16 protein-coding genes are annotated in these 14,352 nt (G+C 56.7%); 9 read left to right on the top strand and 7 right to left on the bottom strand.

The window, feature by feature from the left end; translation table 11 throughout:
• Nucleotides 1-6 precede the first annotated feature (6 nt).
• The 4 genes from ACZ5EH_RS07755 to ACZ5EH_RS07740 all read left to right on the top strand — a co-directional run bounded on the left by ACZ5EH_RS07755 (nucleotide 7) and on the right by ACZ5EH_RS07740 (nucleotide 2,596).
• Nucleotides 7-360 (top strand): helix-turn-helix domain-containing protein, encoded by a 354-nt coding sequence (locus ACZ5EH_RS07755; protein ID WP_464277551.1) that lies wholly within the window; start codon nucleotides 7-9, stop codon nucleotides 358-360.
• 34 nt (nucleotides 361-394) lie between these two features.
• Nucleotides 395-793: a hypothetical protein gene (locus ACZ5EH_RS07750; RefSeq protein WP_464277550.1), complete on the top strand. Its 399-nt coding sequence runs from the start codon at nucleotides 395-397 to the stop codon at nucleotides 791-793.
• 286 nt (nucleotides 794-1,079) lie between these two features.
• Nucleotides 1,080-2,051, top strand: a complete 972-nt coding sequence (locus ACZ5EH_RS07745; RefSeq protein ID WP_464277549.1) for an MBL fold metallo-hydrolase — start codon at nucleotides 1,080-1,082, stop codon at nucleotides 2,049-2,051.
• 233 nt (nucleotides 2,052-2,284) lie between these two features.
• A complete protein-coding gene (locus ACZ5EH_RS07740) occupies nucleotides 2,285-2,596 on the top strand; it encodes an isoamylase early set domain-containing protein (RefSeq protein ID WP_464277548.1) in 312 nt (103 codons plus the stop codon).
• Between the two features lie 350 nt (nucleotides 2,597-2,946).
• Here the strand turns inward: ACZ5EH_RS07740 and ACZ5EH_RS07735 are convergent, their stop codons facing one another.
• The gene (locus ACZ5EH_RS07735; protein ID WP_464277547.1) at nucleotides 2,947-3,162 is read right to left on the bottom strand and encodes a helix-turn-helix domain-containing protein; all 216 of its coding nucleotides are present in this window, start codon (nucleotides 3,160-3,162) and stop codon (nucleotides 2,947-2,949) included.
• Nucleotides 3,163-3,403: 241 nt separating this feature from the next.
• Here ACZ5EH_RS07735 and ACZ5EH_RS07730 point away from each other — a divergent pair, with 241 nt between their 5' ends.
• From ACZ5EH_RS07730 to ACZ5EH_RS07720, 3 genes are all read left to right on the top strand, one after another.
• Complete coding sequence (locus ACZ5EH_RS07730) at nucleotides 3,404-4,204, top strand: LexA family transcriptional regulator (RefSeq protein ID WP_464277546.1); 801 nt, start codon at nucleotides 3,404-3,406, stop codon at nucleotides 4,202-4,204.
• Nucleotides 4,205-4,314: 110 nt separating this feature from the next.
• Nucleotides 4,315-5,298, top strand: coding sequence for a lytic transglycosylase domain-containing protein (locus ACZ5EH_RS07725; RefSeq protein WP_464277545.1), 984 nt, complete (start codon nucleotides 4,315-4,317; stop codon nucleotides 5,296-5,298).
• A 246-nt stretch (nucleotides 5,299-5,544) separates the two neighbouring features.
• The gene (locus tag ACZ5EH_RS07720; RefSeq protein ID WP_464277544.1) at nucleotides 5,545-6,198 is read left to right on the top strand and encodes a hypothetical protein; all 654 of its coding nucleotides are present in this window, start codon (nucleotides 5,545-5,547) and stop codon (nucleotides 6,196-6,198) included.
• A 5-nt stretch (nucleotides 6,199-6,203) separates the two neighbouring features.
• Here the strand turns inward: ACZ5EH_RS07720 and ACZ5EH_RS07715 are convergent, their stop codons facing one another.
• The 3 genes from ACZ5EH_RS07715 to ACZ5EH_RS07705 are packed head-to-tail and all read right to left on the bottom strand — an operon-like array spanning nucleotide 6,204 to nucleotide 10,737.
• Nucleotides 6,204-8,213: a transglutaminase-like domain-containing protein gene (locus ACZ5EH_RS07715; RefSeq protein ID WP_464277543.1), complete on the bottom strand. Its 2,010-nt coding sequence runs from the start codon at nucleotides 8,211-8,213 to the stop codon at nucleotides 6,204-6,206.
• A gap of 8 nt (nucleotides 8,214-8,221) precedes the next feature.
• Nucleotides 8,222-9,709 (bottom strand): DUF58 domain-containing protein, encoded by a 1,488-nt coding sequence (locus tag ACZ5EH_RS07710; RefSeq protein ID WP_464277542.1) that lies wholly within the window; start codon nucleotides 9,707-9,709, stop codon nucleotides 8,222-8,224.
• Nucleotides 9,710-9,732: 23 nt separating this feature from the next.
• Nucleotides 9,733-10,737, bottom strand: coding sequence for an AAA family ATPase (locus tag ACZ5EH_RS07705; RefSeq protein WP_464277541.1), 1,005 nt, complete (start codon nucleotides 10,735-10,737; stop codon nucleotides 9,733-9,735).
• Between the two features lie 400 nt (nucleotides 10,738-11,137).
• Between ACZ5EH_RS07705 and ACZ5EH_RS07700 the strand changes: the two genes are divergently transcribed.
• Complete coding sequence (locus ACZ5EH_RS07700) at nucleotides 11,138-11,305, top strand: flagellar biosynthesis anti-sigma factor FlgM (RefSeq protein ID WP_464277540.1); 168 nt, start codon at nucleotides 11,138-11,140, stop codon at nucleotides 11,303-11,305.
• Between the two features lie 169 nt (nucleotides 11,306-11,474).
• Complete coding sequence (locus ACZ5EH_RS07695; RefSeq protein WP_464277539.1) at nucleotides 11,475-11,699, top strand: hypothetical protein; 225 nt, start codon at nucleotides 11,475-11,477, stop codon at nucleotides 11,697-11,699.
• Nucleotides 11,700-11,709: 10 nt separating this feature from the next.
• On the opposite strand, the gene ACZ5EH_RS07690 is transcribed toward ACZ5EH_RS07695, so the two are convergent.
• Genes ACZ5EH_RS07690 through ACZ5EH_RS07680 form a run of 3 tightly spaced genes read right to left on the bottom strand, consistent with a single transcriptional unit; the run spans nucleotide 11,710 to nucleotide 14,311 of the window.
• Nucleotides 11,710-12,282, bottom strand: coding sequence for a YeeE/YedE thiosulfate transporter family protein (locus tag ACZ5EH_RS07690; protein ID WP_464277538.1), 573 nt, complete (start codon nucleotides 12,280-12,282; stop codon nucleotides 11,710-11,712).
• Between the two features lie 44 nt (nucleotides 12,283-12,326).
• Nucleotides 12,327-12,923, bottom strand: a complete 597-nt coding sequence (locus ACZ5EH_RS07685; RefSeq protein ID WP_464277537.1) for a YeeE/YedE thiosulfate transporter family protein — start codon at nucleotides 12,921-12,923, stop codon at nucleotides 12,327-12,329.
• Nucleotides 12,920-14,311, bottom strand: a complete 1,392-nt coding sequence (locus tag ACZ5EH_RS07680; protein WP_464277536.1) for an MBL fold metallo-hydrolase — start codon at nucleotides 14,309-14,311, stop codon at nucleotides 12,920-12,922. The genes ACZ5EH_RS07685 and ACZ5EH_RS07680 overlap by 4 nt, the downstream gene beginning before the upstream one ends.
• Nucleotides 14,312-14,352 lie beyond the last annotated feature (41 nt).

The following is a 14,352-nucleotide window of genomic DNA, read 5'->3' as shown; positions in this document are numbered from 1 at the left end:
TTGGTCATGTACACTTATCGGCCCGACCTTGGACAGCCCGGTACGATTCCGGAGCACCCTGGCTTCGGATGTAGGGGCGGCATGACAGAGAAGACGACCTTCACTCTCATCGAGGCCGCGGAGTTGTTGAACTGCCACAAGGAAACGGTGCGCCGGGAAATAAAAGCCGGCAAGTTACGCGCCGCCAAGATCGGCAAGGAATACCGCATCTCCAAAACGGACCTCGAAGACTACTGGTCGCTGCGCGGCGGTGGAGCTCTTTTTGATGATTCACCCAGACCGCCCCTGACGTCGGATAGATTGCCGGATAAGAAAGCTAAGAAAAATACCGGTCCTGAGCAACTAAAACTTCCCACGTAAAGGCCATATGGCCGGCTGCAAGGAGGGAATGGCGATGGCGAAATCCCAAGAAGCCCCTGAACGCATGGAAGAGATTACTCTCGAAAACGACACAGGCGCGAACATTACGTTCACTGGCCGTCTGTATGCTGAGCATTCGTTTTTCGACGAGGAAACCCAGGCGCTCACCCATCAGAGGCTCTACCTTACCAACTCTGGCGACCAGGCATACTCCGTGGTCACCTCTGACGGTAAGAGCAAAGAGCGCAGAGCCTACACGATTCGTCGTGAAGGTCACCTCTGTAAAATCAACAACGGCCTTTTTGACGTCAGCGTCAATGCCAACGACCTCATAGCGGTCGTGCGCGGGTTGTGCGGCCTGGCCGAAAACATGGACTACGAAGAATTCTTCACTGACGTCCAGGGCGACAAGGACCGCGCGGTCAACGAATAACCGCGTCGCGTCGGACCTGCCTTATTCGCAGATGCGTCCCGGCTATCACCGGGAACGGGATTCTGCCCCCTTTTGCAAGCCAGCCGGTTGCATGAATTTTTGCCCCCTTTTTCCAGGGAAAGGGGGCTTTTTTCATGGCGTATCCTCATGAAGCGCACCCTCGCCTGGCTGATGCACGTTGCCAATACGGCCCTTGATGCCTAGATACAGGTATATGAAACTGCGAAGATTGTTCCTTTTTCCTCTTTATCTAACCTTGAGTCTGACAGCCTGTGCAGGAGCCGGCATGTCTTCATATGAGACGAGTCCTCATTTCCAGAATGGCCGCTTTGTTTTTGATGGCAAGAAAGCCCCCCATGCGATGCTGGACATCTTCAAGGTCATCTTTGACAAAGACAGGGCCAAGTGGCCCGAATGGGTGGAGAACGCCCCCTTGCCAGCAGACGCGCCACACCCGGAAGAAAGGGTATTTGGTGAAAAACTTTCTGTATCTTTCATCAATCACGCCACGTTTCTGGTGCAGTGTAACGGCCTGAATATCTTAATCGATCCTTTTTTCTCCGAACGCGCCAGCCCCGTGAGTTGGGCAGGCCCCAGACGCATGCGCGCACCTGGCATGACAATGGCGGAGCTCCCTCCCATTGATGTGGTGCTGGTGAGCCACAACCATTACGACCATATGGATTTGCCGAGTCTTGAAAAGCTGGCCGCCCAGGATCACCCTTTGTTGATTACAGGGCTGGGCAATGCCTATTACCTCACTGGGCTGGACTATCCGGTAATTCGCGAACTGGACTGGTGGCAGAGCACCTGGGTGAAGGGTGTCACCATCCATTACGTACCCGCGAATCATTTTTCCAAACGGGGCCTTTTTGAAGCCAACAAGGCATTATGGGGCGGTTTTGTCATAGAAAGCAGCGCAGGCAGGCTCTATTTTGCAGGAGACACCGCCTGGGGGCCGCATTTTGCTGAAATCGGCAAACGCTTCGCCCCCATTCGAGTAGCCCTGCTCCCCATTGGCGCTTATGAGCCGCAATGGTTCATGAGCGCATCGCACGTCAACCCCGAGGAAGCAGTCCACGCGCACCTGGCTCTTGGCGCACGCGAATCCCTTGCCATGCATTACGGCACCATTCAACTGAGCAATGAAGCATTTGGCGCGCCAGTGGACGATTTGGAAAACGCCAAACGCCTGCACAACGTCGGGGGTGCCTTCGACGTTATTGACTACGGCGCGACTCGGGTATTTCTCCCGTGACGAATATCTGATAGCCCTTAAACAAGCGTTTGCTCACCTTGTGCCTACAAATGCGGCCGTTACAATCCGACGACATTTTGTTACAGCCGGAATGTAAAGCCAATTCAAATGCGGATTTTCTGGACAATTTTCTTCTGGCTATTGACAGCACAATGAACACATGCTCTAGACTTGGGGGTGAAAATTCCCTTCATTCGCGTATGAACTGTAAATAACGACGGAAGGATGCAGCTATGTCATTGTCCAAAAAGTTTCTGAAGACCAAGCCCATTTGCAAAGTCTACTTCAAAGTGCCCAAAGAAGCCGTGGAAGGTGCTGAAAAAGTCCATCTGGTTGGTGATTTCAATGATTGGGACCAGACCGGCATCCCCTTGAAGAGCAACAAGGACGGTTCCTTTTCCGTGCAGGTTGATCTTGAAGTAGGGCGCGACTACCAGTTCCGCTACGTTGTGGATGGCAACAGCTGGATAAACGACTGGGAAGCGGACCGCTATGAGTTCAACCCGGCCGGCAATTGCGAGAACTCAGTCATTGTTCTGAGCTGAGACGCTCAAGCTTCGCCTGCCCCAGGCTGCCCTTTGGCATTTAGCCTGGACTTTTTCAGCGCAGACGTATTTTGCGCGATATTGGCGTGGGTGAATCTCAGCCAGTACGTTATTACGTTGCGTGGGCGTTGCTTTGCGTAAACGTTTACTTGCACTGGTGCATTCAACTTTGACGTCGCCCATACTGTGTTGATGCACAGGACTTGACGCCTGCTGCCGCGGGTCTGGCCCCCCCCCGCAGCTACTTCATGTAGCTTTTCAGACCTCGGGGGCGTCTCCAAGTTCGCGCAATGACGCCCCCATACTGGTCCACAACTGCTGCAGACTGCCTGTCGCCACTGCTTTTTTTCTCAGTTCCACAACTGCTGCATTGGGACACTTCGCTGCACAGGGACACCTCGCTGCACATACAGCCACACCTCCACATCTCTGGGCATAACTCTCCAGACGCCATCCATCTTGAACGCAGGGAAATCCCGCTCCCTGATCCATTTGTATAACGTCTTCCTGGAACAGCCGAGCTCATCGGCAATATTCTCCAGACCGGCGATCACAAGCTTGCTCATTACTTGCCCCTTTTCAGTGCCCACCTGTACATCTGCTTGCATACAAGGGGGCAGCATGCTGCACACCAGCATGAATTTCGCAAATACAATACTATTTTTGCAGTTATGCTTGACTTCTCTGCGCTTTGGTGTACGCTGTACACCAATCCGCCTGAATACCCCCTGTATGCTATCCAGGACGCCTTTACACTTACTCGCTCGGGTGGATGGTGTCAAGAAAATCTTTACCAGGATGAACGCCATGATCCCGCAGCCCCTCCCCAGAGACGATTTTCCTACTGTTCTTGCCCGCATGATGCAGGGCGCCGGCGTTACTACCCAAACCGAGCTTGCAGCGTTGCTGGAAATAGGCAAGGCCGCTATCTCCGACGCCAAACGCCGCAACATTGTTCCGGCGGAATGGTATCTTAAACTGTGCAGAGCGCCCTACTATCTTAATCCGCTATGGCTGGAGAGCGGTGTAGGCGATATGCGCCTCGGCCATGCGTATCATGCTTCAGAAAGCCCGCTCTCAGACGAGGCCTCCAGGGAAGCATCGCAAAAACAGACGCGCTCCACCCCTTCTAAGCCATCCGGGGTGGCCGAAACTGCCCCCCCTTATGGGGAAGAAGCGCCCACGCACATCAATAAAGCGGCGCAAGAGGAAATCATTGTGCCCATGGCCATGCCACGGGTCACTCCAGAAGGCGGGCTGGCGCCATCAGAAGACTCTCCTCCCTGCACTTTTTCCAAGGCATGGCTCAAGGCCAAGGGCAGTCCGGAAGCAATGAAGTTGCTTCGCATCACTGGCGAGGCCATGATTCCTACGCTCAAGGAGCGGGACTTTGTCCTTGTAGACGAAAGCCAGACTGATATTCTCGAGGGCGCAATCTACGTTTTGCGCATGGATACCCAAATGGTGGTAAAGCGCGTGGACATGCGGCCTGGCAGTCTCCTCTTGCTGAGTGACAACCGGGAATTTTACCCCCCCATCGAAGTGACGCTGCCCTGTGCTGACGTAGCTGTCATAGGCAGGGTGGTGTGGGTATGCAGAGACCTCTGACCCCCAGCCGGAAACAGGCGAAACAAACACTCTATGAGTGCACTCCACCCCCCTGTCATGCGCAAGGCCAGCACTTGACACAAAAACCGGATTGCATGATGTCTTGGTCCATGGACAGCATCGCCGGCGTTCGCCGCACATTTGCGGCAGGAGTGATGCTCCTGCACGGTTTTCTGACCTTCCTCGCGTCGCTGGTTGCGATGCGCGTTGCGTCGTTGTTTACGTCGCTGGCAAAGCTGCCCTTCGTGTCATTCTTCGCGCTTTTTATAGCGCTGTTATCAGGGGCGTTATCCGCGTGTTTTTATCAGCAGCCCATGTCTGCACAACATGATATCCTGCACAAGGCAGCGCCCATGGCGCCGTCAGCGACACAGGCGCCAATCAACCCGCTGTTGGCATTTCTCTCTATTTCTGTAGCCGCCTTTTTTATTCTCAGCCCTTTTGGCGGCAGCAAAGCCCAAGCTTACTCGCTGTATGGCTATGAAGACGAATATGGGATCATTCATCTGCTCGACCAACAGGAAAATGACCAATACGTTTTATTGTATGAAGGGGAGAAACGTCCGAAAATGAGCCTGGAGACGATCCGCTCCCTTATCAGAAAAAAAGGCGGCGCCACCGCCGATCAGAAAAAAGAGTGGATAAAGGAAAACGTGACTGCGTGGAAGCCGCGCCCCGTGTCGCTGGCGCCCATCACCCCACCAAAGGAACTCGTGCAGACAGTCAAGAAAATCGCAACACGCCACACCATGGATCCTAACCTGTTACTGGCGGTCATAGCGCAGGAATCCGGCTTCCACACACGGGCCATCTCGCCAAAAGGCGCCCAGGGACTCATGCAATTGATGCCAGAAACCCAACGTATATATGGACTAGACGACCCATTCGACGCGAATGGCAACATTGATGCCGGCGCGCGCTACTTACGACAACTCATGGGGCGGTTCCAAACACTCTCACTGGCCCTGGCGGCCTACAACGCAGGTCCTGAGGCTGTGGCGAAATATAACGGCATTCCGCCTTATCAGGAAACCCAACAGTACGTAAAAAACGTACTTGCTCGCTATGAGCTTCTCAAGGCTGGTGGAAGGTAATATCATCTGGGGAGAAGACAGGTTTTAGCCTTGATTTGTGTTTGAAAAATCACTAGTGGGGTCTGTTTGGCCTTGTCTAATTACGGTTGCACCTGCGCAACCGGCGCCAGATTGCTAGCGGGATGAACGGCATCACACTGCTCCAGGCAAGGCTACACACGAGGGCTGGTGTTATAAGCCCCAACAACATACCTTGGCGGCTGACTGCCAAGATGCTGCGCAGCCCTCATTTTTCAGGAGGTAAAGATGTACGACGCTGGAAAAATAGATACACTCACCAAAGTGCTTTTCTCTTTCGGCAAATTTCTTTCAGCACTCATGGTGCTGGCCAGTCTCATCGCTTTTGTCATTGGCATCTTTCAATACATCGGTGCTGCTCCGGACAAACTGCAACCGCCCGAGTTCGACAGTTTTACGCCTTACCTGGGCCTGCCGGGCGAACGCCCTGTGGATCAGGATTTTTCCCGGATCGACACCAAGCGCGCCATAGAAAACAAGTACGATGAGCACATGAAGAACATCGTCAAGGATTTTCAATTCGAGACGGGCTACTACAACCAGCTTGTGGAATGGCTTTCCACAGTGCCGGAAAACCGCCGCACCCGCTTCATCGACGGCTTTTACTCCTTCATGAACGGTTTCCAGACCTGGGTGAAGGAGAACAAGACCAAGCTCAAACTTACCAACGAGCAGGTCCGCGGCCTGTACCTCGACATGGGGCGCAGGTATCAGACCATCTTCACCGAACTGCTGCGCAAGGAAGAAGCACGCTGGGACGCCTCATATCAGGAGCGCACCAACTTGCTGCTGTTCATAGTCAGCACCGTCATATTCATGGTGCTTTTCCTTATCGTTCCCATTGCGCTGAAGATCGAGGAAAACACCCGCTTCTTCAAGTAACCGGCTCATACGTCCGCCTTTTTCCGGCCTGGTTGCGTGGCTTTTTTCTCCGCCCGCAGCCAGGCCGCTATCTTTTTGCGCAACTCACGGTGCGCCACTGCATCCAGCCCCCTTGGATCAAAACGCGCACGGTAATACAGTTCCATGGCGTCTCCCAGGCCACGGACGCCTGCCCTGTCCAGATATGTCTGCCAGGGTTCTGCTACCCTGCGCGAGAACCCGCGCCTGGCCAGCAGACGCTCCACGCGATCAAGGCCAAATTCCCTGTATGCATCCGGGTATGATTCCCGTTTCCCTTTGCCGATGCGCATTCTGCGCCCCAGTCTGTAGAGCAGGAAAAACAGCAGCGGCCCGGCGATCCAAAGCAGAATCCGTTTCGTTCTTGCGTCCTCACCCAACCAGCACCAGCGTGCAAAGGCAAAGGCCAAACGTTGCCGCAAATCGGCAAGGTCCTGGAACAGTGATTCCCCTTTGGCGTCCTCTTCCCACCACACAGGGGGGGTGGCGTCCACCGCCACCCACTGCCCTTTTATCCAGGCGAGCGCCCAGGCATGGGCGTGGCGCTCCCGGACAATGAACATGCCTTCTTCCGGGCTATACTCCTGCACCACATACCCAACGGCATACCGTGCCGGAATGCCGGCGGCACGCAACATGTACACAGCGGCCATGGCGAAATACTCACAGTGTCCCTTGCGGCTGACCAGCAAAAATTCCGCCAACGGGCTCATCTCCGGATGCTCGCGCTCAAGGAGCAGACTGTATGCGTATTGGCTGCGCAGATAATCGCGAATGGCCATGGCCCGTGCAAAAGGCTCCAGATGCTCCACATGCAGCGGTTCAAGGAGACTGTCTATTGTCTCCCGGTCCTGCGGCACCACCTGATCCACTGCGTTGGGCGGCATCTGCAGGCTGGTACCAGGGGCATACAACGCCTTGTACCCTGCGAGTCCAGGGGCTCCTGAAACGCGCACGGAGCCCAGAGAACTTTGCTCCACCCCACCTACGGGGAGCGCTTCTATCCGGCGTGTGCCTTCCGGCAAGGGTAACAACCCGCCACGCCGATAAAAACTCTGAAAAATCGTCACCTGCAATGGGGGTGCAGCTCCATTGCCCCCGTTGTTCTCTGTAATGTTGTAATTATCCAGCCGCCAGTCATTACCTTCCGGATTTACAGGTGGCAGCTCCATGAAGTTGCCCCCCGCGGCCAGCCAGTTCTTCCCATCCATAAAGTTGTAGGTCGCTTCACGCAGCAGCAGCGGCAATGTCACACCCTTTTCGGCCGCCACACGCAAGATGATGGAGTCGGACAGTTTGAGCTCGCCCCATTCTCCAATGGCGGTTGTACGCCGGTACGGGTCGTGGCGTACCCAGTTGCGTACCGATTCCTGCACCGTATGGATACTCCATTGCCCCAGCCAGCCACCCCCTGCTGCCAGAAGCGCAGCCAAAAACCAGAGCCCCAGGGAATAGCGCCCCGGCCTGCGCCAGAACAGCCACCAGCATAGAAGAGCAGCAGCGCAGGGGAAAAACAGGGGCGTCCGTGCATTGGCCGCGCCTGCGGCAAAAACGCAGATCATGCCAAAGACAGGGGCAAAACGCAGCCTGAGAGGCGGTTTTGTGCTCTCCCGTTTGGGGCGCACCGTATAAAACAGGGTACTCAGAGCGACCTCGCCCCGTGTGCTGATGGATTCCGCAAACACCAGAGGAAACAAGGAAAAAGGCAACCATTGCACCAACACCAGCAGAAGCGATGTTTCCATGGGGGTAAGGTAAAGATAGAGCGACTCACCCAGGAAGAGTATCACGCACAGGTCCAGAACCCGGCTGAAATCAGCAGGCCGGATATCCAACCGCGCAGGGCTCCTGGAGATGGCTTCCAGGGCGGCGCCCATAATCACCGCCTGGATCAGGAAGCCAGTCAGCACCCCCCAAAAAAGCATCGCCGCCCCTAATAATAGAGGGGGTGCTGCGCGTTTGCCAGCTTGCGCCGCTGGTTCTGTGGCATTGCGCATGGTCATGCTCATAACGCTGCCAGTCCCTGCTCCAGGTTCTCCGGGTCAAGCACGTGCACCTGTGGGTCATCCACGTCCGCCACAGTTTCCCTACCGCACGGCAGCAACAGCACCCAGGGGGCAACGCCCTGCAGCCTGAGCGCCTCAACCAGGTTACGGCGCTCCTGATCGTAGCCCAGAAAAATGCAGACACTCCCGCTCAACACCGGGGCGTGCGTCTGCACCAGTGCGGACAGGGTGTGGAAATCAGGGGCCTGCTGTTTATCCCCCCCGAGATTCGGCTCCACGCCTGCCAGAATCTCCAGCATGCGGGAGACACTTCCCAATCCGCGCCCTGCCGTGACACAATGCGCCGTATCGCCGACAAAAAGCAGGTCCAAGAGCGTGTCCTGATCCTGCGGCGCGGCTGAAAAAGATGCCGCCATACTGACGGCGGCCTCGAAACAAAGCGCATCCGCCCGCGTCGGCACACGTGTCGGGTCTGGAAAGGTATCCAGAACCAGCCCATGGCGCGCAAAATATTCCTGCTGGTACTGTTTGACGATGGGTTTTCCGTGCCGGGCAAAGCTGCGCCAATGGATGTGGCGCAAGGGGTCGCCGTGGCGATACTCCCTGACGGAAGCAAACTCGCCCTCTTCTCCTATACGGGTGGCCATGGGCAAACCGCCGGGCTGATGCTTGCGCCCTGCCCCTAATGACAGCCTGGGCACAGAATACCGCGCAGGCAGTACGACAAGGCTCTCCCCGGCGGGAAGTGGCGAAAAACTGCGGAACAATCCCAAGGGATCGGGCGTAATCAACGCGCTTTCACTGAAACGCAGCACCCCCCGTGTATGCGGCAGGGCGGTTATGCGCACCCGTACCTCTCCCCCAGGGGGGATGGTCGGCGCTGCAGCTTCCCGAACCTGCAGGCTTGCGCCCCTCCCCTGCAACAGCCTCTTCCAGGCAAGCCGCACCCGCAAGGCGGCCACGTCTTTGTCGCGCAATACCAGCCGGCGTCTGGCGGTTTTGTCAGCCGCGGTTTCCAGGGCATGCTCCGGCAGCAAGCTCTCCACCACCCGCAGGCTGCGCTGCAGCCTGTTTGAGGTATTGCGCAAGACAATGTCATATTCCAAGGGAGCGCCGGCTGTTGCAAACCGGGGCAGAATGCGCCGGGCCGAGATAACGCCGGGTTTGACGCCCATGAGCAAAGCCGCGACAAATCCACAGCAAAGCGCCGCCAGCAACAGGGCAAAGAGCTGGAAATTCATGGTGGCGCGCGTATCCACCACAAAAAAGAGCGACGCCATATAAAGCCAGAGCAACGTTTTACCAACAGGGGTGAAGCGCTGCATGGAACGCCGCCCCACCTCTGTAAAACGCCGGTACCCCTGCAACACGCGCAAACCTGCGCGGGCCAGGGGGCGCATGCGTTCCATATACGTCAGCCTGTCCTGCAGCGCGTCAAAAGATGCAAGGGACCTGATCGAGGCAAGAAAAGGCATTCGCAATGGCATAGCCGACCTCTACACTACAGGCGTCAGGCCGGCACGGGGAGCGATTCCAGAATATCACGCACCGTGCGTTCTGCACTGTCGCCGGCGTAACGCACCTGCTGCTCCATGCCCAGACGGTGGGCAATGACCGGCACAGCCGCCTCCTGCACGACCTCCGGCGTCACATACCCGCGCCCGTCCATCAAACTGAGCGCCTGCGCGCAACGCATGAGCGCCAGGGATGCACGGGGGCTGGCGCCCAGACGCACTCCAGGCATATTGCGGGTGGCGCTTGTCAAATCAACCACATATCGCCGTATCTCGGGGGAGAGCCGTACCGTGCGCACAGCGGCCTGCAGGTCCAGGGCCTGCTGTGCATCAGCGCAAGGGCGCACATCCTCCAACGGGTGGCGCACCGTCTGCGCTTTGAGGATGGCCACTTCCTCCTCCGGCGCGACATACCCCAGACTGAAACGCATGGCGAAACGGTCCATTTGCGATTCCGGCAAGGGGTACGTGCCGTGAAAATCAGAAGGATTCTGGGTGGCAATGACAAAAAACGGTTTTTCCAACTTGTGCAGCACCCCATCCACACTTACCTGCTCCTCGGCCATAGCCTCCAACAGGGCGGATTGCGTCCGTGGAGAAGCGCGGTTGATTTCATCGGCCAGCAGAATGTTTGTGAACACCGGCCCCTTGTGAAAGCTGAACGCCTGTTCGCGCTGGTCGAATATGGACACGCCCAGAATGTCGGACGGCAAAAGATCCGGGGTAAACTGCACCCGCGCAAAATCAAGACGCATGGCCTTGGCAAAGGTCTTGGCCAAAGTCGTTTTACCGGTACCGGGAACGTCCTCTAAAAGGGCATGCCCCCCACCGGCAAAACAGGCCAGCAATTTGCGTACGGCGCTGCTCTGACCGCGGATGACAGCTTCCACTGTCGCGGCCAGGGATTGCAGCGTTGCCTGCCCCTTCTCGAGCAAAACGTCTGCATCGGCAGCTGCCGCCGGCATCTCATTCGTGGGGAGCAATGCGTCAGTATGGGGCATGGTTCTGTCCTTTTGTGTCACACAAGGCGGAGTGAATGCAGCAATGCACAATAAAAAAAGTCATACTCCATTATCTACGCGACAGGACATGCAAGCACAAGGCATGGCTAAACAACAATTTTGCCGGCCTTGCCCCCTGTGTAAAAGCAAAAAGAGACAGGCGAGAATTGCACGGTTGAAATACCTGTCCTGCCCGTGAACCAAGGCGCTAACAGCATGATAACAACCTGTTGCAACATGCAATCTGTGCTATGCGACATTCCCTTCCAAGGTACCGTTAACGGACGGAAAGTATTTCTTGAGACTCCTAAAGGCATTCTGAAGGTTGCCGATAGGTGCTTTGCACGCGGGACGCTTTCCCCCGACGGGAAGGCGGCAAACCACCGCGAGCCGACAACCAATGGCCAGAAATGGAAAACAACGCCTATCACCAGCTCCCAGCCCGGAGAGCCTGGAAGCCCGCAAACGCAAGGTGGAAAAGCTCAAGCAGGCGGTGGATGACGGCACATACTCCATCCAGAGGGACGACATTGTGCTTGGCGTATTGCGCGAGGTCATTCGCTTCTGAGGAGCAATGCCCGGTACGCATGGTGCGCATGGTACGCATGGACGAGCAGTATCCCCACGACTTGAAGTAGGCAGCGTTTTACGCTACGACTCCGTAATGGTTCAAAGAGTCTGACCTTTGCCGTCAGGACGAAACAAGACGGCATCAACGAACCAAACCGGAGACACGAATGATCAACAGTACGATTCCTGCAGCCGATCAGCCTTCCAAACTAAGCGAAGAAGAACGTCTCAAGATAGTTGCCAGTGTGTGTTTGCAGCTGCGCAAGCGGGCAGACTTTTTTTTGAATACCGAACCCGAAAATCTGACCACCGAAGATTTCGACCGCATCGCCAACGAACTCGAATTGCTGGCGCAAGACGTCGATTGCCTGCTCTATACGCCAACCGACTGACGCCCCCAAATCATTTGGGAGCGCCTACGGCCGCATCCATAAAATACAGCCCCACAAGCGCCAGCGCCAACACCAGAACCATCACGGGCACGGCCTTGCAACGGTCCATGCCAAAAAGTTCCGGCAGGGTCTCCTTTTTGAACGAGCCCACGCTTTTCAGGCCTTCCAGGCCTGGCGCCAGATTTGCGTAAACAATCGAGCCCAGAATCATGCCTGGTATGCCGCCGAGCAGACCGTGCAGAGAACCCGTGCCAACAGCGCCCGCCAGTGTGCCGGGGCAGTAGCCCAAAAAGCCGAATCCACAGCCAAAAATCAGGCCACCGAGCACGGTGCCGCCTATGGACCCCGGATAGACAGCGATCTGCGCCAGACCGACTGCATTCAGGCTCCAAACGCCTATCATGCCGACAAGAATAGCGGACAGGATGACTTTGGCCACAGTCCAGTCATAAAGCCGGAGCTGCCCCATGAGTACGTCGTAGTCGGTGAGCCCCCCGCGTTGTAGCAGGGCGCCGAAGCAGATACCGAAGAGCAGCCCGAGAACAAGCTGTATCGGTCGATTATCGTGCAATGCTTTAAGCATGTAATTCTCCCTGTGCGTCTGGTTCTAAAACCTTGGTGCACTTTCTAATACAGGCCCAGTGCCACGGCGCTGCCACCGGCAAAAAAGCAGAGCAGCGCAACCCAGCTGCTGGTATTGAGCTGCAGGGTGCCTGTTATGCCGTGGCCACTGGTGCACCCTCCGGCCAACCTGGCGCCAAAGCCGATCATACCGCCCCCTACAAATGCGGCCAGCCAGCGCAAAAGGAAATTCCCGCTGAATTTCGCGGTCCACATGGCAGGTGTCCACTCCCATTGAAAGCTGCCGGAAAGCAGGGAGGAGCCAAGCGCGCCGATGAGAACGCCCACGATGAGCATCCATTGCCAGGTGATGCGCGCCGGATGTTTGCGGTAGTATTCCTTGTCCATGGCCACTTTGCCTTCCAGCCCTTTTTCCAGCATGCCGCCGGTGCGCATGTAGGCGGAGGAGGCGCCGAGCCCCTGGCCTGAAAAGAGAAAGGCCAGGAAACTGATGCAGCCGATGCCGGCGCCGACCACGTATGGATTCCAGCGCCCCTGGGAAATGTTCACAGTGACGCCTTCTGCCGCCTGCCCTGCGTATGCCGTGGCGGCAAATGCCATAACCACGGCAAGGGGCAGGAGCATTTTCAGATACGTTTTCATGCGTTCTCCTTTGACGATTGGATGGGGCACCCCCGCGCCTCGCAGGCCGCCATGGAGCCCAAAGCGTCCTCTACCTGCTCGAAACCGGCGCGCTCAAGCAGCGATGCGGCGATAATGGCGCGCTGCCCGCTGCCGCAAAAGGTCACTATGCGTTTGTCGCGCTGGAGTTCGTCCACTCTGTCGGGAAGGTCGCCCAAAAAGATGTGTTTTGCCCCGGGCAACATGCCCTGCGCCACTTCCTCGTGCTTGCGCACGTCCAGAAGGATGAAATCCTCGCCCTCTTGTATGGCGTTCACGAGTTCATCCACATGCACGGCAGGCACACGATGATAGGGGCGGCCGCTGACCTCCCAAGACGTCAGACCACTGGGCAGAAAACAGGCCACCCTGTCATACCCCAGGCGATGCAACCTGATGCGGGCGATCTCCATCGCCTCGGGCCTGTCAGCCACCAGACCGATGTCTTTGTCATACTCCAGGTAGTACCCCGCATAGGCTGAAAGCATATTCAACGGCAGGGCCAGACTGCCCGGTATGGCTGCCCCGGCAAAGGCTTCGGGATCGCGCACGTCCACCACCTGCATGCCCTCTTCCATACGGCGGGCGAACTCTTCCACCCCTACCGCCTTGGGCGCAGGCAACGAACAGGGCGCGGGCGCGGTTCCATGCAGGTTGAGCTCCTCCATTTTGCGGAAATAGTGCGGCTGGTAGTGGGTTTCCGCGATTTTTCTCTGCACAAAGGCCTGCTTGTCATGCACCTGCAGGGCTGCGTTCTGCTGCCGTTCCAGTCCGATGGTGGAAAAATCCCTGTCCGCCATGCCCGACCCGCATACCGACCCTGCGCCATGGGCCGGCCAGAGGATGGCCTGATCCCCCAGGGGCAGCAATTTTTCAAAGATGGAATCATACAACAGGCCCGCGACCTCTTCTTTCCGGTCCGGGAAAAAGTCGGTGCGCCCCACATCGCCAATGAACAGGGCGTCCCCCGTAAACACACCCACGCAATCGTCTCCCGTGCTGCTGTCATACAGGGCAAGGGAGATGGATTCGAAGGTATGTCCCGGCGTCTCCAGAACCACGGCCTTGAGCGACCCGAACGTAAAAGTATCCCCGTCTGCCACGCCCTCGCCGTAGGTGAAGTCCAGGGCTTTGCCATGATGGATGGTGGCGCCCGTCCTTCTGGCAAGCTCCTTTGAGCCGATGACATAGTCCTCGTTGCGGTGGGTCTCGAAAATATGGGTGATGGTGGCTTCGTGCCTGCGTGCTATTTCCAGGTACTTGTCCACATCACGCCTTGGGTCCACAACGGCAGCCTGGCTGCCGTCGCCAAAAATATAAGAAATATGCGCCAACCCGGGAGAACGTACCGGTTGCAGAAACATAGCCATCTATTACCTCCTTTGCGAAATTATCGGATACATAAAGGTAA

It is taken from the genome of Desulfovibrio biadhensis (assembly GCF_055388615.1).
Note: the sequence above shows the minus strand (reverse complement) of the source record. Positions and strands in the feature narration are given on the sequence as shown.

Bases quoted from the DNA above. Each gene is read 5' to 3' on its own strand.
- ACZ5EH_RS07755 (WP_464277551.1), top strand. From the start codon at position 7: ATGTACACTTATCGGCCCGACCTTGGACAGCCCGGTACGATTCCGGAG.
- ACZ5EH_RS07750 (WP_464277550.1), top strand. From the start codon at position 395: ATGGCGAAATCCCAAGAAGCCCCTGAACGCATGGAAGAGATTACTCTC.
- ACZ5EH_RS07745 (WP_464277549.1), top strand. From the start codon at position 1,080: ATGTCTTCATATGAGACGAGTCCTCATTTCCAGAATGGCCGCTTTGTT.
- ACZ5EH_RS07740 (WP_464277548.1), top strand. From the start codon at position 2,285: ATGTCATTGTCCAAAAAGTTTCTGAAGACCAAGCCCATTTGCAAAGTC.
- ACZ5EH_RS07735 (WP_464277547.1), bottom strand. From the start codon at position 3,162: ATGAGCAAGCTTGTGATCGCCGGTCTGGAGAATATTGCCGATGAGCTC.
- ACZ5EH_RS07730 (WP_464277546.1), top strand. From the start codon at position 3,404: ATGATCCCGCAGCCCCTCCCCAGAGACGATTTTCCTACTGTTCTTGCC.
- ACZ5EH_RS07725 (WP_464277545.1), top strand. From the start codon at position 4,315: ATGGACAGCATCGCCGGCGTTCGCCGCACATTTGCGGCAGGAGTGATG.
- ACZ5EH_RS07720 (WP_464277544.1), top strand. From the start codon at position 5,545: ATGTACGACGCTGGAAAAATAGATACACTCACCAAAGTGCTTTTCTCT.
- ACZ5EH_RS07715 (WP_464277543.1), bottom strand. From the start codon at position 8,213: ATGCGCAATGCCACAGAACCAGCGGCGCAAGCTGGCAAACGCGCAGCA.
- ACZ5EH_RS07710 (WP_464277542.1), bottom strand. From the start codon at position 9,709: ATGCCATTGCGAATGCCTTTTCTTGCCTCGATCAGGTCCCTTGCATCT.
- ACZ5EH_RS07705 (WP_464277541.1), bottom strand. From the start codon at position 10,737: ATGCCCCATACTGACGCATTGCTCCCCACGAATGAGATGCCGGCGGCA.
- ACZ5EH_RS07700 (WP_464277540.1), top strand. From the start codon at position 11,138: ATGGCCAGAAATGGAAAACAACGCCTATCACCAGCTCCCAGCCCGGAG.
- ACZ5EH_RS07695 (WP_464277539.1), top strand. From the start codon at position 11,475: ATGATCAACAGTACGATTCCTGCAGCCGATCAGCCTTCCAAACTAAGC.
- ACZ5EH_RS07690 (WP_464277538.1), bottom strand. From the start codon at position 12,282: ATGCTTAAAGCATTGCACGATAATCGACCGATACAGCTTGTTCTCGGG.
- ACZ5EH_RS07685 (WP_464277537.1), bottom strand. From the start codon at position 12,923: ATGAAAACGTATCTGAAAATGCTCCTGCCCCTTGCCGTGGTTATGGCA.
- ACZ5EH_RS07680 (WP_464277536.1), bottom strand. From the start codon at position 14,311: ATGGCTATGTTTCTGCAACCGGTACGTTCTCCCGGGTTGGCGCATATT.